At 71.2% G+C, this 21,077-nt stretch carries 19 protein-coding genes; 14 read left to right on the forward strand and 5 right to left on the reverse strand.

The genetic code is table 11. The annotated features are described in order from the left end of the window. The first annotated feature begins 143 nt into the window (after positions 1-143). The 3 genes from ACWGKQ_RS28105 (at position 144) to ACWGKQ_RS28115 (ending at position 2,440) form a co-directional block, all read left to right on the forward strand. On the forward strand, positions 144-926 hold the full coding sequence (locus tag ACWGKQ_RS28105) for an aldo/keto reductase (protein WP_453294808.1): 783 nt from the start codon (positions 144-146) through the stop codon (positions 924-926). An 84-nt stretch (positions 927-1,010) separates the two neighbouring features. Beyond that, complete coding sequence (locus tag ACWGKQ_RS28110) at positions 1,011-2,030, forward strand: aldo/keto reductase (protein WP_453294755.1); 1,020 nt, start codon at positions 1,011-1,013, stop codon at positions 2,028-2,030. Further along, complete coding sequence (locus ACWGKQ_RS28115) at positions 2,027-2,440, forward strand: SRPBCC family protein (protein ID WP_453294756.1); 414 nt, start codon at positions 2,027-2,029, stop codon at positions 2,438-2,440. Before ACWGKQ_RS28110 ends, ACWGKQ_RS28115 begins: the two co-directional genes overlap by 4 nt. A gap of 157 nt (positions 2,441-2,597) precedes the next feature. On the opposite strand, the gene ACWGKQ_RS28120 is transcribed toward ACWGKQ_RS28115, so the two are convergent. After that, a complete protein-coding gene (locus ACWGKQ_RS28120; RefSeq protein ID WP_453294757.1) occupies positions 2,598-4,457 on the reverse strand; it encodes an AAA family ATPase in 1,860 nt (619 codons plus the stop codon). A gap of 431 nt (positions 4,458-4,888) precedes the next feature. Next, the gene (locus tag ACWGKQ_RS28125; protein WP_453294809.1) at positions 4,889-5,509 is read right to left on the reverse strand and encodes a uridine kinase family protein; all 621 of its coding nucleotides are present in this window, start codon (positions 5,507-5,509) and stop codon (positions 4,889-4,891) included. Between the two features lie 246 nt (positions 5,510-5,755). On the opposite strand from ACWGKQ_RS28125, the gene ACWGKQ_RS28130 reads away from it, so the two are divergent. From ACWGKQ_RS28130 to ACWGKQ_RS28150, 5 genes are all read left to right on the forward strand, one after another. Further along, on the forward strand, positions 5,756-6,706 hold the full coding sequence (locus ACWGKQ_RS28130) for a hypothetical protein (protein WP_453294758.1): 951 nt from the start codon (positions 5,756-5,758) through the stop codon (positions 6,704-6,706). 79 nt (positions 6,707-6,785) lie between these two features. Beyond that, on the forward strand, positions 6,786-8,240 hold the full coding sequence (locus tag ACWGKQ_RS28135; RefSeq protein WP_453294810.1) for an amino acid permease: 1,455 nt from the start codon (positions 6,786-6,788) through the stop codon (positions 8,238-8,240). A 184-nt stretch (positions 8,241-8,424) separates the two neighbouring features. Beyond that, positions 8,425-9,849, forward strand: a complete 1,425-nt coding sequence (locus ACWGKQ_RS28140; protein ID WP_453294759.1) for a peptidase C39 family protein — start codon at positions 8,425-8,427, stop codon at positions 9,847-9,849. Between the two features lie 96 nt (positions 9,850-9,945). After that, positions 9,946-10,086 (forward strand): SCO1431 family membrane protein, encoded by a 141-nt coding sequence (locus tag ACWGKQ_RS28145; RefSeq protein WP_453294760.1) that lies wholly within the window; start codon positions 9,946-9,948, stop codon positions 10,084-10,086. Positions 10,087-10,151: 65 nt separating this feature from the next. Next, the gene (locus ACWGKQ_RS28150; protein ID WP_453294761.1) at positions 10,152-10,811 is read left to right on the forward strand and encodes a TetR/AcrR family transcriptional regulator; all 660 of its coding nucleotides are present in this window, start codon (positions 10,152-10,154) and stop codon (positions 10,809-10,811) included. 56 nt (positions 10,812-10,867) lie between these two features. Here the strand turns inward: ACWGKQ_RS28150 and ACWGKQ_RS28155 are convergent, their stop codons facing one another. After that, positions 10,868-12,100, reverse strand: a complete 1,233-nt coding sequence (locus ACWGKQ_RS28155; RefSeq protein WP_453294762.1) for a glycoside hydrolase family 18 protein — start codon at positions 12,098-12,100, stop codon at positions 10,868-10,870. Between the two features lie 330 nt (positions 12,101-12,430). Here ACWGKQ_RS28155 and ACWGKQ_RS28160 point away from each other — a divergent pair, with 330 nt between their 5' ends. Beyond that, a complete protein-coding gene (locus ACWGKQ_RS28160; RefSeq protein WP_453294763.1) occupies positions 12,431-13,603 on the forward strand; it encodes an acyl-CoA dehydrogenase family protein in 1,173 nt (390 codons plus the stop codon). Here the strand turns inward: ACWGKQ_RS28160 and ACWGKQ_RS28165 are convergent. Continuing rightward, positions 13,566-13,817, reverse strand: a complete 252-nt coding sequence (locus tag ACWGKQ_RS28165; protein ID WP_453294764.1) for a hypothetical protein — start codon at positions 13,815-13,817, stop codon at positions 13,566-13,568. The two genes, ACWGKQ_RS28160 and ACWGKQ_RS28165, sit on opposite strands and share 38 nt — an antisense overlap. A gap of 145 nt (positions 13,818-13,962) precedes the next feature. Here ACWGKQ_RS28165 and ACWGKQ_RS28170 point away from each other — a divergent pair, with 145 nt between their 5' ends. After that, positions 13,963-15,060: a hypothetical protein gene (locus ACWGKQ_RS28170; RefSeq protein WP_453294765.1), complete on the forward strand. Its 1,098-nt coding sequence runs from the start codon at positions 13,963-13,965 to the stop codon at positions 15,058-15,060. Positions 15,061-15,074: 14 nt separating this feature from the next. Then, positions 15,075-16,178: a phosphotransferase family protein gene (locus tag ACWGKQ_RS28175; protein ID WP_453294766.1), complete on the forward strand. Its 1,104-nt coding sequence runs from the start codon at positions 15,075-15,077 to the stop codon at positions 16,176-16,178. A gap of 1 nt (position 16,179) precedes the next feature. Here the strand turns inward: ACWGKQ_RS28175 and ACWGKQ_RS28180 are convergent, their stop codons facing one another. Then, positions 16,180-16,638, reverse strand: a complete 459-nt coding sequence (locus ACWGKQ_RS28180; RefSeq protein WP_453294767.1) for a hypothetical protein — start codon at positions 16,636-16,638, stop codon at positions 16,180-16,182. A 267-nt stretch (positions 16,639-16,905) separates the two neighbouring features. On the opposite strand from ACWGKQ_RS28180, the gene ACWGKQ_RS28185 reads away from it, so the two are divergent. The 3 genes from ACWGKQ_RS28185 (at position 16,906) to ACWGKQ_RS28195 (ending at position 21,008) form a co-directional block, all read left to right on the forward strand. Further along, positions 16,906-17,346, forward strand: a complete 441-nt coding sequence (locus ACWGKQ_RS28185) for an Lrp/AsnC family transcriptional regulator (protein WP_004002750.1) — start codon at positions 16,906-16,908, stop codon at positions 17,344-17,346. Between the two features lie 674 nt (positions 17,347-18,020). After that, complete coding sequence (locus ACWGKQ_RS28190; RefSeq protein ID WP_453294768.1) at positions 18,021-19,628, forward strand: amidohydrolase; 1,608 nt, start codon at positions 18,021-18,023, stop codon at positions 19,626-19,628. Positions 19,629-20,213: 585 nt separating this feature from the next. Beyond that, entirely contained in the window at positions 20,214-21,008 is a 795-nt protein-coding gene (locus ACWGKQ_RS28195; protein WP_453294769.1) for a polyprenol monophosphomannose synthase, read from the forward strand. Positions 21,009-21,077 lie beyond the last annotated feature (69 nt).

Below are 21,077 nucleotides of genomic sequence, written 5' to 3' on the forward strand. Positions count from 1 at the left end.
TTTGGTGGGTTGGTTTTTTTTTAATAGAGACCCCCTTGGGCGGAGCGCGCCGGCCCCCCCCCCCGGCGCCCGGCGCCCTCGACAAGGACAGGGAGAACATCGTGACCTACATCCCTGCTGTCACCCTCAACAACGGCGTCACCATGCCGCAGCTCGGCTTCGGTGTCTTCCAGGTCCCCGACGAGGAGACCACCGCCGCCGTCGCCGGAGCCCTGCGGGCCGGCTACCGCAGCATCGACACCGCCGCGATCTACGGCAACGAACGCGGTGTGGGCCGGGCGCTCGCCGACTCCGGCATCGACCGCGACGAACTGTTCGTCACCACCAAGCTGTGGAACTCCGAGCAGGGCTACGACACCACGCTCGCCGCCTTCGACGCCTCCCTGGCCAAGCTCGGCCTGGACCACGTCGACCTGTACCTCATCCACTGGCCGACCCCGGCCCGTGACCTGTACCTCGACACGTGGCGTGCGCTGGAGAAGCTGTACGCCGACGGGCGCGCCCGCGCCATCGGCGTCTCCAACTTCCAGCCCGCGCACCTGGAACGCCTGCTCGGTGCCGCCTCCGTCGTCCCGGCCGTGAACCAGATCGAGCTTCACCCGGGCCTGCAGCAGGCCGAACTGCGCGAGTTCCACGCCCGCCACGGCATCGTCACCGAGGCGTGGAGCCCGCTCGCCCAGGGTGCCGTCCTCAAGGACGACGCGGTCACCGCGATCGCCGCCGAGCACGGCAAGAGCCCGGCCCAGGTCGTCCTGCGCTGGCACCTGCAGATCGGCAACGTGGTCATCCCCAAGTCGGTCACGGAAACCCGTATCCGCGAGAACTTCGACGTCTTCGACTTCGAGCTCGGTCCGCGGGAGATCGACGCGCTCACCGCGCTCGACCGCGGCATGCGCACGGGCCCGGACCCCGACACCCTCAACTAGCCGACCACCAGGGCCGACGCCGCTCCAAGAGCGGCGCACCCACTTCGCATCCCCCCACGCAGTAACGCAGATTGAGGCTCCACCATGAGCATTCGCTCCCTCCTGCCGGGCCGTATCGGCTTCGGCACCGCTCCGCTCGGCAACATGTTCCGCGCCATCCCCGACGAAGAGGCCGCCGCCACCGTGCGGGCCGCCTGGGACCAGGGCATCCGCTACTTCGACACCGCCCCCTTGTACGGCGCGGGTCTGGCGGAGATCCGGCTCGGCGACGTCCTCGCCGACAAGCCGCGTGACGAGTACGTCCTGTCCACCAAGGTCGGCCGGGTCATCCTCGACGAGGTCGAGGACCCCGCGAGCCGTGAACTCGGCGAAAAGGGCGCTCTGTTCGAGCACGGCCGCCCCAACAGGATCGTCAACGACTACAGCGCCGACGCGACGCTGCGCTCCGTCGAGGACAGCCTGAAGCGTCTCAGGACGGACCGCCTCGACATCGTATGGGTGCACGACATCGCCCAGGACTTCTACGGCGACGACTGGATCGCCATGTACGAGAGCGCCCGCACCGGTGCGTTCCGCGTCCTGTCCCGGCTGCGCGAGGAGGGCGTCATCAAGGCCTGGGGCCTCGGCGTCAACAAGGTCGAGCCGCTGGAGATGACGCTGGACCTGGAGGAGCCGCGCCCCGACGCGTTCCTGCTGGCCGGCCGGTACACGCTGCTCGACCACTTCCGCGCCCTCCAGCGCCTGCTGCCCGCCGCGGCTGAGCAGGACGTCGACATCGTCGTCGGCGGCCCCTACAGCTCGGGTATCCTCGCCGGCGGCAGCCACTTCGAGTACGCCGAGGCGCCCGCGCACATCGTCGACAAGGTCGGCCGGATCAAGGCGCTCGCGCAGCAGCACGGCATCGGCATCAAGTCGGCCGCCCTCCAGTTCGTGCTGGCCCACCCGGCCGTCGCCGCGGCCATCCCCGGCGCGACCCGGCCCAGCCGTATCGCCGAGGACCTCGCCGCGCTCGTCGAGCCGGTCCCGTACGGCTTCTGGAAGGCGCTGCGCGAGCAGAAGATCATCGCGCACGACGCGCCGGTCCCCCTGCAGGAGACCGCGTGACCGCCGCCCGCGCCACCCTCGACGTGCAGCACCCCGCGGATCGGGTCTGGCAGCTCATCGGCGGCTTCGGCGCCCTGCCCGACTGGCTGCCGTACATCACGGCCAGCCGGTCGAGCCAGGGCGGCCGGCTGCGCACTCTGACGAACGCCGAGGGCGGCGTCATCGTCGAACGCCTCGAAGCGTTCGACGCGACAGCCCGCAGTTACACCTACTCGATCGAGCAGGCCCCCTTCCCGGTCACGGGTTACCGTTCCACGCTCCAGGTCGTCGAGCGCGGCGGCGACGGATGCCGGGTGGAGTGGTCGGGCACGTTCACCCCGGACGGCGTCACCGATGTCGAGGCGACCGCACTCTTCGAGGGCATCTACCGGGACGGCCTGGCCGTCCTGGCGCAGACACTCGCCACCTGACCGGGGACGGCCGACAGCGGACAAGACCGGCCGGGATCCCAGCGATCCCGGCCTGCCCGGCCCACGGCAGCGATGCAGCGGAACCGCACCGGCCGATACGGACCGCAAGCCGGCGTGGCAGCTGAGGGCAGCGTCCCCGGGCGGGCCCGACGCGCGCCTACATACCGGCCGGATCCTGCGGCCCCCGCCCCGACAGCACCTCTCCGTACGCCTGCATCAGGTCCGGCAACCGCAGCGTCGCCAGGTCGTCCCGCGACAGCACCCCCGGATACACGGACAACCGCAGATCCCGGTACGCACAGCTCTTCTCGTACAGCGTCCGCAGGAACCGCCCGTTGCCCAGTTCGTCGATCCACCCCTGGTCCACCACGTGCCCGGCGATCGACCTCAGCTCCTCCAGCGCCTCCTCGTCCCACGCGTCCCCGTTCTCGGCGGCCAGCACCTCGCCGATCGAGGTCAGTTCGAGCGGACGGTAGGAGGGGAAGTCCACGCGGGTCGTGAAGCGGGAGGACAGCCCCGGGTTGGCGGCCAGCAGCCGGTCCATGCCCTCCGGGTAGCCGGCCAGGATCACCACCAGGTGGTCCCGGTTGTCCTCGGCCCGCTTCAGCAGCACCTGGAGCGCCTCGTCGCCGTACGCGTCCCCCTTGCCGTAGCCGGAGTTGGAGAGCGAGTAGGCCTCGTCGACGAACAGCACCCCGCCGATCGCGGAGTCGATCAGTTCGTTCGCCTTCACGGCGGTCTGGCCCAGGTACTCGCCGACCAGGTCGGCCCGCTGCGCCTCCACCAGGTGGTCGCCGCCCAGCAGCCCCAGCGCGTAGAACACCCGGCCCAGGATGCGGGCGACGGTGGTCTTCCCGGTGCCGGACGGTCCGGAGAAGACGAAGTGGCGTTTCGGCGGCTGCACCGGCAGCCCCTGCCCGGCCCGCAACCGGGCCATGTTCAACTGCGCGGACAACGCCTTGACCTGCCGCTTCACGGGTTCGAGGCCGACCATGCGCTCCAGCTCCGCGAGCGCCTCCTCCAGCAGTGCGGGGTCGGTCGGCCCGGCCGGCAGCGCGGGCGACGGCACGACCTTCTCCCGTACCGCGGGGTCGATCACCGACGGCATCGCCCCGGCCGGCGGCTCCGGCTCCCCGAGCCGCAGATCACGCCCCTCCGTGCCGAAGAGCGGGTCGAGCATGTCCGGCCCGTCCATGACGTCCTGCCCGGCACCGGTGAGCGTGATCGCCGCGAAGTCGGCCGTGTCGTCGTACCCGTCGCCCTCGGCTATCGCGGCCAGCCGCGCCGAGGTGTCCATGAACGCGGGGTCGACGCGGTGCACGGCCCGGTAGAGGGGGAGTGCGGCGGCGCTGCGACCGGTGCCCTCGTGCGCCCGCGCCAGCCAGTAGCGCAGCTCCTTGCGCTGCGGCTGTTCGCTGCGGCAGCGCATCAGCGCGGCGGAGAGCAGCGGTTCGGCCTGGCCGTACATCTCCAGGCGGACCCGGGCCATGCCGCCGAACAGGCCGGCCTCGATGCCGAGCATGGGGTCGTCGAGGAGCGGGTCGGTGTGCCGTACCAGCTGCTCCCAGTCCTTGACCAGGTAGGCCCGGCAGGCGTGCAGGAAGCGGACCTGGGGGTCGGCGTCCACCGGCGGGAGTCCGGCGAGGGCCCGGTCGAGCTCCGGGACGTGCCGGCCGTCCAGCCAGTGGGAGGCGTGCGCGAGCAGCAGATCGCGCGGGCTTTCGAGGACCGGCTGCACCCACCAGCCCAGCCAGTACCAGGAGTTCAGGGTGCGGCGATGCCGGCCGCGCTGTTCGCCGAAGCGGTCCCGGTGCCGGAACATCCGCAGCAGCGCGGTCGTCGTGTCCACGCGCAGCGCGTGCAGCCCGAGCCAGCCGTCGGCCATCCCGGGATCCATCCGCACCGCGGTGCGGAACTCCTCCTCCGCCTGCGGATAGGCGCCCATCGTGTAGGCGTCCACGCCTCGTAGCCAGGCGAGGTCGGCCGGGGCCTCGGGGCCCTGCGTGCCGAAATCCATCACGTCCCCCACAAACCGTGCCCCCGTGGTTGGCCCCCGGGCTCCCCCCGATGGCCGCCGTTGGTCGAACCGCTGTGCCGCGGACCGGAGTTGCAGGTGCGCGAAGCAGTAGTTCGAAGGTCGCACCGAGGGCATCGTACCTGCGGTTCCACCGCCCGCCGAAGGGTGCCGCACAGGCCGTTTGGCGAGGTGGGGGCAGAGGGGGCGCACACGGGTCGGTGACCGAGGGTGAGCGCGGGGGACGCACGCGGCGCACACAAAAGGGGTAAAGGGCAGAACGAAGCCCCCGATCACGGGGGAACAACCGGGGGCTTCGCGTCTGAGGGGCGGCTTCGAATGGCCGCACATTGAGAACGTAAGTCCTGTACGGCCCCCGGGTCAAGCCGAGTTGAGGTACTCGGGCAACTTCTTGGAGGTGCGTCTTCACAAGTTCAGCACACAGCGGACGGTCCGTCACGGTGGGTGACGGCATGGTCCGGTCCAGCCGTGTACACCGGCCCCGGGAGTACCTCGTACCCCTTCTGTGACTGTGTCACCAGAAGGTCGGCGTAGGGCCTTGAGGGGTCCTCGGTGAAGTGTTCGAGTTCCGCCCTGACCCACTCGACCCAGAAGTCCCGTTGTTCCGCGCCGTCCCGCGCCCTGCCCCGCGTCCAGGACTCCTCGTGCGGCAGCTCCATCCACAGCAGTCGCGCGAGGAAGGGGCGCAGCGCCCGGCGGCCGGCGCCGACGCCCTCGACGAGGACCACCGGGGCCGGCGGCAGCGGGCGGGGCGGGCCGAAGCGGCGGGTGTGCCAGTCGTAGGGGGAGTAGTGGGCCGTACGGCCGTGGCCGAGGGGCTCGATCACCTGGGCCAGCAGGCGGCCGGTCCAGGCGAACAGCTCCTCGTGGCTGGCGATGTCGTCGAGGTGCAGCACCGGCGCCCCGCCCAGGGCGGTGGCCAACTGCCCGGCGAACGTGGTCTTCCCGGACCCGGCGTGCCCGTCGACGCCGACGAGACGCACCGGGCCGCAGGAGGGCGGCAGGGCCCGGAGTGCGGAGGCGAGGTGGTGAATGGCCGTTCCCGAGGTGTGCTGAGGTGTGGGGTGTTTTCCGGAAACATTCTAGTAGTGCGGCGCATAGCGGACGTTTGCGGCCCCGGGAAGGTATCGGCTTGAACCAATTTCGAGCCGTTCTTTGCCGTGCGCATTGATATTTCCGTCCGGCTGACCGATATGTCGACCTCGCGTGTTTCCGGTGCGCCCGGCCCTGAGTAGGGTGCCTTTAGCGTGCACGCGTCGAGCGGAGACGGACAGGGGAAGATGGCCGCGGAGTTATTCGAGGGGCAGTACGTATGGCATCCGGCGGCCGATGACCGCTTGCTCGCGAGCGTATGCGTGGACGTGCGCGCGGGAAGATATCTGAGTGCCCGCGAGGCGCTGGCCGAGACGCGTGCCGACTTCGCCCTGCGGGCCCACCGCTCCCTGGTCCTCGCCTCCGAGGCGGCCGGTACCGATCTGGTGGAGCGGTGGCTGGCCGAGGAGCCGGGCCCGGAGGCCACGCTGATGTGGGCCCGGGTGGCCGTGCAGCGGGCGATCCGGGCGGCCGACGACCGTGACGAGCGGGCCGAGGCACTGGAGCGGATCGCCCTCGCCGCCTGCGACCGGGCCAGCGCCATGAACCCCGCCGATCCCACGCCCTGGGCCGCCAAGCTGGCCATGGCCCGGCTGCACCGCCCGCACGACCCCGCCCCCGGCGGCCTGCTGACCTCCCCGCCCGGCCCGTGGCGGCTGTTCGCGCACACCCTCGCCCTCGACCCCTGGCACCGCGAGGCCCACCACCGCTTCCTGTCCTTCTTCTTCACCCGGTACGGCGGCTCGGTCAACGCGGCCTGGGACGTCGCCGCCTTCCTCGCCCAGCGGGCCCCTGTCGGCTCGGCGCTGCGGCTGCTGCCGCTGGTCGCGCTGGTGGAGAGCCACAACCCCACCCAGCTGCTCGCCGAGCAGGTCTGGGAGCAGCCCCAGTGGCGCAGCACCGCATTGTCGAACTACCACAACTGGCTGCCCACGATGGCCGGATATCGCTTCACCCCGGTGCTCGACCTGGCCTACCTCGCTCACGCGCTGGTCATGGCCCGGTGCGAGTTCGAGGCGCGGGCGGTGTTCACGGTCATGGGGCGGTACGCCTCACGCATGCCCTGGAGCGTCTTCGGCGAACCTGCCGACCAGCTCTCCCGGGCCCGCCGCGCCTGCGGCCTGCCCATCCCCTCCTAGATTCCCAGAGAAAGGCCGGCACGTGTCAGAACGCACAGCGGACCCCGTCACGCTCGACGACGACGCGACCCTGCACGCGATGGGTTATCCGCGGAAACTCACCCGCCGATTCCAGGCGTTCGACAATTTCGCCATCTCCTTCACCATCATCAATATTCTCTCCGGGATTTTCTCGTCCTTCGGATTCGGTATGAATGCGGGCGGCCCCCGCATTCTCGTGTTCGGCTGGATTGGCGTCTGCGTGATGGTGCTGTGTATCGGCGCCGCCATGGCGGAAGTCGCCTCCGCCTATCCGACGAGCGGTGCCCTGTATTTCTCCGCCGGTAAACTCGCCAAACGGCACAAGGGCGCCTGGTCCTGGTACACGGGCTGGCTGAACTTCGTGGGCCAGATCGGCGGCACCGCGGCCACCGGCTACGCGGCCGCCACCTTCATCCAGGCCTTCGTCGCCCTCCAGTGGCCCTCGTACACGCCGACCGCCCACCAGACGGTGCTGATCACGGCCCTGATCATCGTGGTCCAGGGGCTCGCCAACACCTACACCGTGCAGCTCGTCGCGCTGCTGAACCGGATTTCCGTCTGGTGGCTGCTGATCGGACTCGTGGTGATCGTGAGCACACTGATCGTGATGCCGGACCATCATCAGTCGGCGTCCTTCATGACGCATTTCGTGAACAACACCGGCTTCACCAACGGCCTTTACGGCGGCCTGCTCGGGCTCCTGGTCACCAGCTGGACCTTCACCGGCTTCGACGGCAGCTTCCACATGTCCGAGGAAACCGTCCAGGCGACCGTCAACGCCCCCAGAGGGATCATCCGTTCCATCGGCTATTCGGCGATCACCGGCCTGATCCTGATGCTCGCGCTGGTGTACAGCATCGGCGACTACGCCAAGGTGGCGAGCTCCTCCGCACCGCCCGTCCAGATCCTCATCGACGGACTGGGCATGGGCTGGGCGAAGGCGATGCTGCTCGTCGTCATCGGCGCCATGCTCTTCTGCGGCCTCGCCAACCTCACCAGCAACACCCGGCAGATCTTCGCCTTCTCCCGGGACGGCGCCATGCCCGGCTCCCGCCTGTGGCACTCGGTCTCGCCCCGCACCCGGACCCCCGTCAAGGCCGTCTGGCTGGCGGTGGTCTGCTCGCTCGCCCTGGTGGTGCCGGGCTGGTGGTCGCATACGGCGTTCACCGCGATCGTCAGCGTCAACGTCGTCGGCCTCTTCCTCGCCTATGCCGTGCCGGTGTTCCTGAGGCTGCGCCTCGGCGACGAGTTCCAGCCGGGTCCGTGGAACCTGGGCCGCTGGAGCAGGCCGGTGGGCTGGCTGGCGGTGATCTGGATCCTGCTCAGCAGCGTCCTGTTCATGCTGCCGCAGGCCTCGCCGATCACCGTCGACTCCTTCAACTACGCGCCGATCGCGCTGGCCGCCGTCCTGGTCGTGGCCACGGTCTGGTGGTTCGCCACCGCCCGCCGCCGCTTCCAGGGCCCGGTCAGCTACGGCCGCCCCGACGAGGTCGCCGCGATGGACCTCATCTGAACCGACGAGGACCGTGGAAAGGGCCCCCGCGACCGCGCCGGGGCCCTTTCGGTGGACCAGACCAATATTGGTGGGCGTGGCATGGGCGGAAGTGCTGGCAGGGGCATGGCGCCTGCTCCATAGTTGGCCCACAGCCTCTTGCTCCGGATCAGCCGTGACGCGTACACCTGGGGGTTCTCCACCCATGAGCAGAGCCGAACAGCCGTCCCGCAGAACCGTTCTGGCAGCCGCCGCCTCCGTGGCGGCCGCGGCCGTGGCCCAGGGCGTGGTGCCCGCGGTGCCCGCGGCCGCCGCGCCGGAGACCGACGCCGACGGGACCGCCCAGACCGAGACCCGCCGGGCCGGTAACGGCCGGCCGGGCCACGGCAGGGACGGAACCCGCCCGATCGACTATCGCTCCTGGACCACCTACAGCGACTGGAGGACCGGCACCGCCAAGGGCGTCGGGGCCGTCGCCGGGGACCGCCCCGGCGTGGTGATCGGGACCCCGGCCGGCACCACCTCCTACACCGACCCCCACACCGGCACCACCGCCTCCTGGGAGTACGCCACCTGGACCGGCCCGGTGCACCAGTCGGCCGTCCCCGCCACCGAGACCATCGCCTCCTGGAACGCGGACACCCCGGCCGGCACCTGGATCAAGGTCGAGCTGCACGGCACCTACTCCGACGGCACCGACACCCCCTGGTACGTGATGGGCCGCTGGGCGGCCGGCGACCAGGACATCAAACGGACCTCGGTGGACGGCCAGACGGACGGCAAGAGCACCATCTGGACCGACACCTTCGCCATCGACGACGCCACCACGGGCCTGCGCCTCAGCTCGTACCAGCTGCGCCTGACCCTCTACCGCAAGCCGGGCACCAAGCTCACCCCGACCGTCTGGCGGCTCGGCGCCATGGCCTCCGACATCCCGGACCGCTTCACCGTCCCGGCCTCCACCCCGGGCCTGGCCCAGGAGCTCAAGGTCCCGCGCTACTCCCAGGAGATCCACAAGGGCCAGTACCCCGAGTACGACAACGGCGGCGAGGCCTGGTGCAGCCCCACCTCCTCGCAGATGATCGTCGAGTACTGGGGCGGCCGGCCCACCGCCGCCCAGCTGTCCTGGGTCGACCCGTCGTACACCGACCCCCAGGTCTGCTACGCGGCCCGCTACACGTACGACTACCAGTACGGGGGCTGCGGCAACTGGCCGTTCAACGCCGCCTACGCGTCGACGTACCAGGACCTCCAGGGCGTGATAACGCGACTGGCCTCGCTCACCGACCTGGAGACCCTGATCGCGGCCGGCATCCCGGCCATAACGTCGCAGTCGTTCCTGGCCACGGAGCTGACCGGCGCCGGTTACGGCACCTCCGGGCACCTGATGACGGTGATCGGCTTCACCGCGGACGGCGACGTGATCGCCAACGACCCGTTCTCGGCCGACGACGACGCGGTCCGGCGGGTCTATCTGCGGCGGGAGTTCGAGAACATCTGGCTGCGGACCCAGCGGTACAACGCGTCCGGCAAGGTCGTCTCCGGTACCGGGGGAGTCTGCTACCTGTACTTCCCGGCCTGTCCGACCCCGGCCCAGACCAGGGCGCTGGAGGCGGTCGGGGTGCGCTGACCAGGCACGACGGCGGCCCTCGGGCATCCCGGGGGCCGCTTTCCTGTGACCAAGCTCTCCGCCGCAAAAGCCGCAATCAATGGCATGGTGGACGTCATGACCACGCACTCCGCCACCGCCACCCGCGCCCGTACCGGCGGCCCCAAGGACGACGGCCCGAAGGTCCTGGAGCACGTCATGGGCTGGACCCTTGTCGTGGTCATCGCCATGTTGGTAACTCAACTCGGTCTGCTGTGACCTGACCCACGACCCGACCTGACATACTGCGGATGTCCCGCAGCCCGTTGAGACCAGGGTCGAAATTGAATATCAGTCAACAGCGTGCCGCCACCCGTCCCCGGGCGCGCGGCACCGAGCGTTCCGTGGCTCGTCGTGCTGAACTCATCGCCATCGGGCGGAAGTTGTTCGCCGACACCTCCTACGACGCGCTCTCCATGGACGACATCGCCAGGCAGGCGCATGTCGCCAAAGGGCTGATCTACTACTACTTCCAGTCCAAGCGCGGCTACTACCTGGCGATCATCCAGGACTCCGTCGCCGACCTGGTCACCTACGCCGCGAGCGGCCTGGAGCTGCCCCAGACGGACCGCGTCCACCGGACCATCGACAGCTATCTGCGCTACGCCGAGCACCACCAGGCCGCGTACCGCACGATCGTCAGCGGCGGCGTCGGCTTCGACACCGAGGTGCACGCCATCCGGGACGGGGTGCGCGAGGCGATCGTCGCGACCATCGCCGAGGGCGCCTACGGCCGTACCGACATCGCCCCGCTCGCCAGGACCGGTCTGCTCGCCTGGCTGTGCAGCGTGGAGGGCGCCACCCTGGACTGGATCGACCGGCCCGTGCTCTCCCGCGAGACCCTGTGCGAGCTGCTGGTCAAGACGCTCGGCGGCACCCTGCGCGCCATCGAGGAACTGGACCCGGCCTACCGCGCCCCGACCCCGGCCCGCCGGGACACCTGACGCAGAAGGGGCGGGGGTCTCGTGGTACCCCCGCCCCAGGTCCCCCGTGACGGGGGCTAGTTGATGGCCTTGATCAGCTCACCGCTCGCGGTGTCGCCGCTCAGCTCCCAGAAGAAGGTGCCGCCCAGGCCCTGCTGGTTCTTGTAGGTCATCTTGGTCGCGATGGTCGCCGGGGTGTCGTAACTCCACCAGTCGCTGCCGCACTTGGCGTATGCCGTGCCGCCCACCGTGCCCGTTGCCGGGCACTTGGTCTTGAGCACCTTGTAGTCCTCGATGCCCTGCTCGTACGTCCCCGCCGCCGGGCCGGTCGCCGTGCCGCCGGGCGCCGCCTGGGTGACGCCGGTCCAGCCGCGGCCGTAGAAGCCGATGCCGAGCAGCAGCTTGGCCGCCGGGATGCCGAGACCCCTGAGCTTGGCGATGGTCGCCGAGGTGTAGAAGTTCGCCGTCGGGATGCCCGAGTAGGAGTTCAGCGGCGAGTGCGGGGCCGTCGGACCGGTCGAGGCCCAGGCGCCGAAGTAGTCGTACGTCATCGGGTTGTACCAGTCGACGTACTGCGCGGCGCCCGCGTAGTCCGCCGCGTCGATCTTGCCGCCGCTGGTGGCGTCGGCGGTGATCGCGGCCGTGACCAGGGAGCTGCTGCCGAACTTCGAGCGCAGCGCCGCCATCACGTTCCGGAACGCGTCCCGGCCGCTGGTGTCGCAGGTGTTGCCGCAGGCGTTCGGGTACTCCCAGTCGATGTCGATGCCGTCGAAGACCCCCGCCCACTTGGAGTTCTTCACCAGGTCGTAGCAGGACTGCGCGAAGGCGGTGGGGTTCTTGGCGGCCTCGCCGAAGCCGCTGGACCAGGTCCAGCCGCCGAAGGACCAGAGGATCTTGAGGTTCGGGTGCTTCTTCTTCAGCTTCAGCAGCTGGTTGAAGTTGCCGCGCAGGGGCTGGTCCCAGGTGTCCGCGACGCCGTCCACGGACTCGGCGGCCGTATAGGTCCGGTCGGTCGCCGCGTACGAGTCGCCCATCGCGCACTTGCCGCCGGTGACGTTGCCGAAGGCGTAGTTGATGTGGGTGAGCTTGGCGGCCGAGCCGGAGGTCTCGACGTTCTTGACCAGGTAGTTGCGCTGGTAGGTGCCCCATTCCGTGAAGTAGCCGACGACCTTGGAGCCGGCCTGCACCTGGGGAGCTGAGCGGGCTGCCGCGGAGGCGGAGCCCGCGCCGGCCAGCAGCCCGGCGCCGAGGACGGCGCAACAGGCCGCCGAGAGCAGCGCCCGGAACCGGGAGCGGTGAGTGATGTGCATCGGGTGTCTCCTCCTGGGGGAGAGGGGAACGCGCGCCGATTGGCATGAACGCGGTAAAGCGTTGGTCATGAACCCTAGGAGGACTAGACCAGTCAGGTCAATGGTTCGGACCAATTTCGCGGGTTTCGAATGTTGACCTGGAATTCCTGAAGTAAGCGGTCGTTAACTGGTGACGGGAGGTCCCTGATCGGGCATACTCACTGCGCAGCCGCAGGTCAGCAGGTTCCGAGACCCGGAACGCCGACCTCGGCCGCACCCGAACGACAGGCGGAGCCGCCCCTATCCCGCGGGCTGTGACCGCTGCTGCCCGACAGGGAGGAGACCGACGCCATGTCCGACCGCGACCCGCAGCCGGTGGAGCGTCAACTGCCCACGGAAGAGGCGAGGGACCTGCTCGCGCTGGTCCGGGAGCTCGCCCGGCGCGAGATCGCGCCGAAGGCGGCCGAGGAGGAGGACGCCGGGCGCTTCCCGCGCGAGGTCTTCGCCCTGCTCTCCGAGTCGGGCCTGCTCGGCCTGCCCTACGACTCCGAGTACGGCGGCGGTGACCAGCCCTACGAGGTCTACCTCCAGGTCCTGGAGGAACTGGCCGCGGCCCGCCTCACCGTCGGCCTCGGCGTCAGCGTGCACACCCTCGCGAGCTACGCACTCGCCGCCTACGGCACCAAGCAGCAGCAGGTCGAGCACCTGTCCGCGATGCTCGGCGGCGGCCTGCTCGGCGCCTACTGCCTCTCCGAGCCGGCGTCCGGCTCGGATGCGGCCTCGCTACGCACCAAGGCGGTCCGGGAGGGCGAGGACTGGGTGATCAACGGCACCAAGGCCTGGATCACGCACGGCGGCATCGCCGACTTCTACACGGTCATGGCCCGCACCGGCGCCGAGGGCTCGCACGGGATCACCGCCTTCCTGGTCCCGGGTGACGCCGAGGGCCTCAGCGGCGCGGTGCCCGAGAGGAAGATGGGCATGAAGGGCTCGCCCACCGCCCAGGTCCACTTCGACGACGTGCGCGTCCCCGACGAGCGGCGCCTCGGCGAGGAGGGACAGGGCTTCGCCATCGCCCTCTCCGCGCTCGACTCGGGCCGGCTCGGCATCGCGGCCTGCGCGATCGGCCTGGCCCAGGCGGCCCTGGACGAGGCGGTCGGCTACGCCACCGGGCGACGGCAGTTCGGCCACCCCATCGCCGACTTCCAGGGCCTGCGCTTCATGATCGCCGACATGGCCACCCAGATCGAGGCCGGCCGGGCCCTCTACCTCGCGGCGGCCCGGCTGCGCGACGCGGGCCGGCCGTTCGCCAAGCAGGCCGCCATGGCCAAGCTGCACTGCACCGACACCGCGATGAAGGTGACCACCGACGCCGTCCAGATACTCGGCGGGTACGGCTACACCGCGGACTTCCCGGTCGAGCGCTACATGCGCGAGGCCAAGGTCCTGCAGATCGTCGAGGGCACCAACCAGATCCAGCGGATGGTCATCGCCCGTCATGTGGCGGGACCGGAAAGTCGCTGAACTCGCTGAACTGCCCGCGTACGACCGTCGGCGCCGCCAGCCTGGTCCACTCCGGGTCGTGGCGGCCCGGCAGGGTCCGGCCCCGGTCGGACCAGATCCGCAGCAGATCGCGGTAGATCGGCGGATCCTGCGGCGTCGGCGGCGCAAGCGGCTCCGCGGGCGGGGGCACGAAGATCCGGCGCTGACGGCCGAGAGCGGTGTAGGTGGTCGTCACGCCTGGCCAACGCCGGGGCGGCCGCCCCGGTCACCGATCCCCCGAATCGTGCGTGAGTTCGTGCACGTCCGGTCGCGGATCTGGCCTCCCTCTCTTTTCTGACGTACCGTCAGCCAGACCGTCTCCAGCCTCCGGGAGGCCTGCCATGGCCGACGCCCGTCCCGTACCGCTCGACGAGTACCCCGTGCACCAGGTCCCGCTCTCCATGAAGCACGTCGCCACCGGGGACCGCAACGCCTACGACCGCTGCATCTTCCACGTCCTCGACCACGACGGCCGTGCCCTGCTTATCCTCGGCCTCGGCGTCTACCCGAACGCCGGGGTGATCGACGCCTACGCCACCCTGCGCGCCGGGGACACCCTGCACGCGGTCCGCGCCTCGGACGCCCTGGGCGACGACCGGATGCGGCTCGCGGTCGGCCCGCTCCGCATCGAGGTCGAGGAACCGCTCCGGCGCTTCCGCCTTCGCTGCGACGACGCCGTTTTCTGCGACCTCACCTGGACCGCCGACTTCCCGGCCCTGTGGGAGCCGCACCACCTCCAGCGCCGGGGCGACCGGCTGACGCTGGAGGGCCGCAGGTTCGTCCAGGCCGGGGGAGTGGCCGGGGTGATCCGGGCCGGCGGCGAGGAGTACCGCGTCGACCCGGCCGGCTGGACCGGCACCCGGGACCGCAGCTGGGGCGTCCGCCCGATCCCGGGGGAGGACGGCGGGCGGCTCGCCGCGGAGAACCCGACCGAGGGCTTCCACTGGGTCTGGAGCCCGGTCCGCTTCGAGGACCGCTTCCTGATGGTCATCACCCAGGAGGACGCCGACGGCTACCGCACCCTGAACGACGCCACCCTGGTCCGCCCCGGCCGGCGCGACCGCCAACTCGGCTGGCCGCGGACCGAGATCACCTACCGCTCCGGCACCCGCCACCCCGAGCGTGCCGTCGTCCACCTCGGCGACCCGCGCAAACCCCAGGAACTGGAGGTGGAGATCCTCGCCTCCTCGCCGCTCGCGGTCGGCGCCGGCTACCCGCCGGCCGACGACTGGCAGCACGGCACCTGGCAGGGCCGCGGCTGGACGGACCGCCGTACCTACGACCTGACCGCGCCGCACCCCCGCGCCGCCTACGGCGTCACCGACCACGCGGCCCGCTTCCGCCTCGACGGACGGACCGGCCACGGCATCTTCGAGCACGGCTCGTTCGGCAGACACGATCCGAGCGGCTTCACCGGCTTCGACTCGGTGGCGCCCTGAAGGAGGAGGCCGGGATGACGACGACACCGCGCCCGCGCACCACGACGCGCGACCCGGCGGACCTCACGCGCCGGCTGACCGCCTGGCTGGACGCCCGGCTCCCCGGCGCCAAGGCCGTCGGGGTCACGGTCCCCGCCTCCAACGGCATGTCCAGCGAGACCCTGCTCTTCGACATCGAGCACCCCGAACCACCCCTGCGCGCCTGCGCGTTGAGACTCGCGGCGGATCCGGCGGCGTACACGGTCTTCCCGTCGTACGACCTCACCCGCCAGTACCGCACGATGCGGCTGGTCGCCGACCACACCGACGTGCCCGTACCCCGCGTCCTGTGGCTGGAGGAGGACCCGGGGCCGCTCGGGGCGCCCTTCTTCGTGATGGAGCGGGTCGAGGGGCGCGTCCCGCCCGACGTCATGCCCTACACCTACGAGGGGAACTGGCTGCACGCGGCGACCGATGCCGAGCGCGAGCACCTCGAAGCCGCCTCCGTAGGTCTGTTGGCCCGACTGCACGACCAAGTCCCCCCGAGCGAGCTGGAGTTCCTCGCCCTGCCCGGGGACGGTGACGCCCTGCACCGGCATGTCGAGTCCCAACGGCGCTACTACGACTGGGTGGTGGACGGACTCGCCCGCTCACCGCTGATCGAGGCCGCCTTCGACCGGCTGGCGGACCTGTGGCCACGCGAACCCGGCACGCCGGTCCTCGGCTGGGGCGACGCCCGCATCGGGAACGTCGTCTACGCCGGCTTCGACCCCGTCGCCGTCCTCGACTGGGAGATGGCGGCACCGGCCCCGCGCGAGGTGGACCTCGGCTGGACCGTCTACCTGCACCGCTTCTTCCAGGACCTCACGGCCGCTTCCGGACAGCGGGGACTGCCGGCCTTCCTGCGCCGCGACCGCGTCGAGGCCCGCTACGCGCGCCTCACCGGCCACACTCCACGGGACATGGACTTCTACACCCTCTACGCCGCCCTGCGGCACGCGATCGTCATGCTGCGCGTCGCCTACCGGCAGGTGTACTTCGGAGAGGTGGCCGTTCCCGCGGATCCGGACACACTGATCCTGCACCACGGCAGTCTGCGCGCCATGGTGCAGGGCAGCTACTGGGACGCGGTGCGGTGACTCAGGCGGCCTGACGGCTGACGAGCATGCCGCCGTGGCGCAGCGCCGGTACGCGCATCGGGCGCGAGCCCGGGCCGCCGACGTGCGAGAAGGGCTGCGTCCGCCAGTCCAGGCCCTGCGGGAGGGTGAGCAGGATGGCGGTGTCCTGCTCCTGCGGCTCGGCCGACTCGTCCTCGGACGGGACGTCGGCGGCCGCGCGGCCCGTACCGGCACAGACCGTGAGGCCGAACGGGTTCCACGGCGAGGCGCACAGCGCGTGCTCCGGCAGGAACTCCTCGTCCGCCAGCAGCGCGATGGACTGCGCGCAGTCCGGGCAGATCACCCGGAACATCTCGAAGGTGTCGTATGCGTCCAGTTCCTCGACCTCGTCGAGGTCGATTTCGACGCCCTCCGGCTCGGGCTCGACCACCAACTGCGGGCGCTTGGGCGTGGTACGACCAGGGCGCTTAAGACTCTGCATGGGTAACTCCCCCTCGGGCTGGGCCGTTACGGCGCTGCGGCCTCGACCACAGCAAGCACTTCCCGTCCGCTCTCGGCGGTAATCACGAGACCATCACGGAGCCTGTTCGGGGGCTGTGGCGTTCGTCACATGCCGAACGCAGGTGCCCGCTGCGGTCGATTTGTCCCTCAGGTGGCGCACAACCTGCACTCCGTGACATCACGAACCGGCCATGACCTGCGCCGCTGAGCTACCCGAGGAGATCACGCGCACTGTAGCTTTTGCGCCATGGAGGAGCTGGACCGTCAAATCGTGCAGCTGCTCGTCAAGGACGGGCGGATGAGTTACACCGACCTGGGCAAGGCCACGGGCCTGTCCACGTCGGCCGTGCACCAGCGGGTGCGCCGGCTGGAGCAGCGCGGCGTCATCCGCGGCTATGCGGCGGTCGTCGACCCGGAGGCCGTGGGGTTGCCCATGACGGCGTTCATCTCGGTGAAACCGTTCGATCCCAGCGCCCCCGACGACATCGCGGACCGCCTGGCCGGCGTCCCCGAGATCGAGGCGTGCCACAGTGTGGCGGGCGACGAGAACTACATCCTCAAGGTGCGGGTGGCCACCCCGCACGAACTGGAGGAACTGCTGGCCCGGCTGCGCAGCCTGGCGGGCGTGTCGACCCGGACGACGGTGGTGCTGTCGACACCGTACGAGGCACGCCCACCGAGGATCTGAGCAGCGGCTACGGCTACGGCTGCCGCCACCGCTACGGCTGCCGCCACCGCTATGGCCACTGCCACTGCCACCGCCTCGCCGCCGCTGCGGCTGCCGCCATCGTCGCCGCCCCGGCTGTCACCACCACCGCTCCGGCACCGCCCCCGCAGGCGCTATCGCCACCGCCCCACCGCCACCGTTATCGCCGCCCGCCCCGCCGCCACCGCCCCGCCGCCGCTGCGGCTGCCGCCACTGCCCCAGCACCGCTGCGGCTGCTGCCGCCGCTATGGCTGCCCCGCCGCCCCGTCGCTGCTACGGCTGCTGCCGTCGGCCGCCGCCCCACCGCCCCGGTGCCCCGCCGTCGCCCCGGCTGCCGCCACCGCCCCGCCGCCCAGGCACCGAGCGGCTGCCGCCATCGCCACCGCCTGGCCGCCACCGCCCGGCCGCCATCGCCACCGCCGTGGGCAGGCGTTCCGCAGGGCGGAACGGGTGGGCACGGCCGACAGCTCCGGGTGCCTTGGGGCATGCTCCGAGTGCGACTCGGGTCACGACGGGCGGGAACGTCGTGGCTGGTCGCGACCACGCGGAGGAGGCGCATATGAAACGCATACGGAAACAGCCCTGCGCCCCTTCGAAGGCGTGTTCGGGGCGCCCCTCGTTCAAAGTGATCGGGGTGAGGCGCGAGACTGGTCCCCATGAGTGAGCGCAGCCCCGAGCCCAAGACCGTCCTCCTCCGCCGCGGCGAGGTCCACAGTCCCGCCGATCCGTTCGCGACCGCGATGGTCGTGGAGCGGGGGCAGGTCGCCTGGGTCGGGTCGGAGGGGGCCGCCGACGCGTTCGCGGACGGGGTCGACGAGGTCGTGGACCTGGACGGCGCGCTGGTCACCCCCGCCTTCACGGACGCCCATGTCCACACCACCTCGACGGGGCTCGCGCTCACCGGCCTCGACCTGTCCGGGGCCCGCTCGCTGGACGCGGCCCTGGCGCTGGTGCGGGACTTCGCCGCCGCCCGCCCGGCGGACCGGGTCCTGCTCGGGCACGGCTGGGACGCCTCCCGCTGGGCCGACGGCCGCCCGCCGAGCCGCGCCGAGCTGGACGCGGCCACCGGCGGACGTCCGCTCTACCTCTCCCGTATCGACGTCCACTCGGCGGTCGTCACCACGGCCCTGCTGGACCTGGTCGCGGGCGCGGTGCCCCGGGAGGACACCCCGCTGACGAGCGACGCGCACCACGCCGTACGCGCCGCCGCGTTCGCGGCCGTGACGCCCGCGCAGCGCGCCGAAGCCCAGCGCACCGCCCTCGCGCACGCCGCCTCGCTCGGTATCGGCACCGTGCACGAGTGCGGCGGACCGAAGATCTCCTCCGAGGACGACTTCACCGGGCTGCTGCGGCTCGCCGCCGAACTGCCCGGCCCCCGGGTCGTCGGCTACTGGGCCGAGGAGGATGCCGACAAGGCCCGGGAGCTGGGCGCGCTGGGCGCCGCCGGCGACCTGTTCGTGGACGGCGCCCTCGGCTCGCACACCGCCTGCCTGCACGAGCCGTACGCCGACGCCGGTCACACCGCCGGGTCCGCCTATCTGGACGCGGCCGCCGTCGCCGCCCATGTCACCGCCTGCACCGAGGCCGGTCTCCAGGCCGGCTTCCACGCCATCGGCGACGCCGCCGTGACCGCCGTCGTGGAGGGCGTGCGCGCCGCCGCCGAGAAGGTCGGCCCCGCCCGTGTCCGCGCCGCCCGGCACCGCGTCGAGCACGCCGAGATGCTCACGCCCGAGCACATCGCCGCCTTCGCCGAACTCGGCCTGATCGCCTCTGTACAGCCCGCCTTCGACGCGCTGTGGGGCGGCGCGGACGGCATGTACGCCCAGCGGCTCGGTACCGAGCGGGCCCGCACCCTCAACCCGTTCGCCGCCCTGCTCAAGGCCGGGGTCCCGCTCGCCTTCGGCTCCGACAGTCCCGTCACCCCGCTCGATCCCTGGGGGACCGTCCGGGCCGCCGCCTTCCACCGCACGCCCGAGCACCGGGTCTCCGTACGCGCCGCGTTCACCGCGCACACCCGCGGCGGCTGGCGCGCCACCGGCCGGGACGACGCGGGCGTCCTGGTGCCGGGCGCACCCGCGGACTACGCGGTCTGGCGCACCGACGAACTGGTGGTGCAGGCGCCGGACGACCGGGTCGCCCGCTGGTCCACCGACCCGCGCTCCGGCACCCCCGGCCTGCCCGACCTGACCCCCGGCCGCGCGCTGCCGGTCTGCCTGCGGACCGTGGTGGGCGGCCGGACCGTGTTCGTACGACCGGGCGAGTGACCTCCCGCATTCGTACGGCCGGGCGAGTGATCTCCCGGGGTGGCGCGGCCGTGATCGACGGCCGCCGCCCTGTCGCGCGACCTGCGCATCCTCCGCGCTGACCAGGGCTTTGGGGACGTCTTCGCAGGTCAAACGGCTGTTGACAGCCAGCGGCAGCGGGCCGGTAGGTTCGGCCGAGTCCACCACCGGACGCCCGACCGGGGAGCAGTTCGCGCACTTGTCGCAGCGCCGCTGGGTCAGGGACGGTGTGCCGCACCGGGGCACCGTCACTGGGAGCCAGGCTCAGCGCCCGCGCCGACGAGGGAACGTTCCAGCCGGTCGGGAGGTGTGACCCGGGTGGGGCCCGGACGCTCAGTAGACAACGGCTTTCGGTCGACCCGCAGCCAGCGGGTCCCAGGTCGGCCCGAAGGGCGCCGGGCCCCCATCCGTAGGGACAGAGTGGCGAAAGCGTGTATCGCCGCCACCCGAAACGGGCATCCTTACCCCGTTCTTGCGGAATCGACACCACCATGCGAACGAGCTGTCGCGTCAGTGCAGGCCGTGGGCACTATGGTGGTCCCCTGCGTACGACATGAAGGGGCAGCAGTGAACGACGGCGACGGAACCCTTGCGGCACAGCCCCAGGGGAGGCGGTTCGGCCCGCTCGGCACGGCCTTGGTGATCATTCCCACGTACAACGAGTCGGAGAACATCAAGTCCATCGTCGGCCGGGTGCGCCAGGCCGTCCCCGAGGCCCATGTGCTGGTGGCGGACGACAACAGCCCCGACGGCACCGGCAAGCTCGCCGACGAACTGGCCGCCGAGGACGACCACGTCCAGGTACTGCACCGCAAGGGCAAGGAAGGCCTCGGCGCCGCCTACCTCGCGGGCTTTCGCTGGGGCATGGACAACGGCTACGGCGTGCTCATCGAGATGGACGCGGACGGCTCCCACCAGCCGGAGGAACTGCCCCGGCTGCTGACCGCGCTGCAGGGCGCCGACCTGGTGCTCGGCTCCCGCTGGGTGACCGGCGGAAGGGTCGTCAACTGGCCGAAGTCCCGTGAGTTCATCTCCCGGGGCGGCTCCCTGTACTCCCGGCTCGCGCTGGATCTCCCGCTCCGGGACATCACCGGCGGCTACCGGGCCTTCCGCCGCGAGACCCTGGAGGGCCTGGGGCTCGACGAGGTCGCCTCCCAGGGCTACTGCTTCCAGGTGGACCTGGCCCGCCGCGCGGTCAAGGCCGGCTTCCAGGTCGTCGAGGTGCCCATCACCTTCGTCGAGCGGGAGTTCGGCGACTCCAAGATGAGCCGCGACATCCTCGTCGAGGCGCTGTGGCGGGTCACCTCGTGGGGTGTCGCCGAGCGGGTGGGCAAGATCACCGGCAAGGGCAAGTCCTCCTAGCGGACTCCGGGAAAGCCCACAGTTCCGGTTGATCGTCCCCTTATGCCGCACTGAGCCGGGCCCAGGCAC

It is taken from the genome of Streptomyces sp. NPDC054770 (assembly GCF_053611985.1).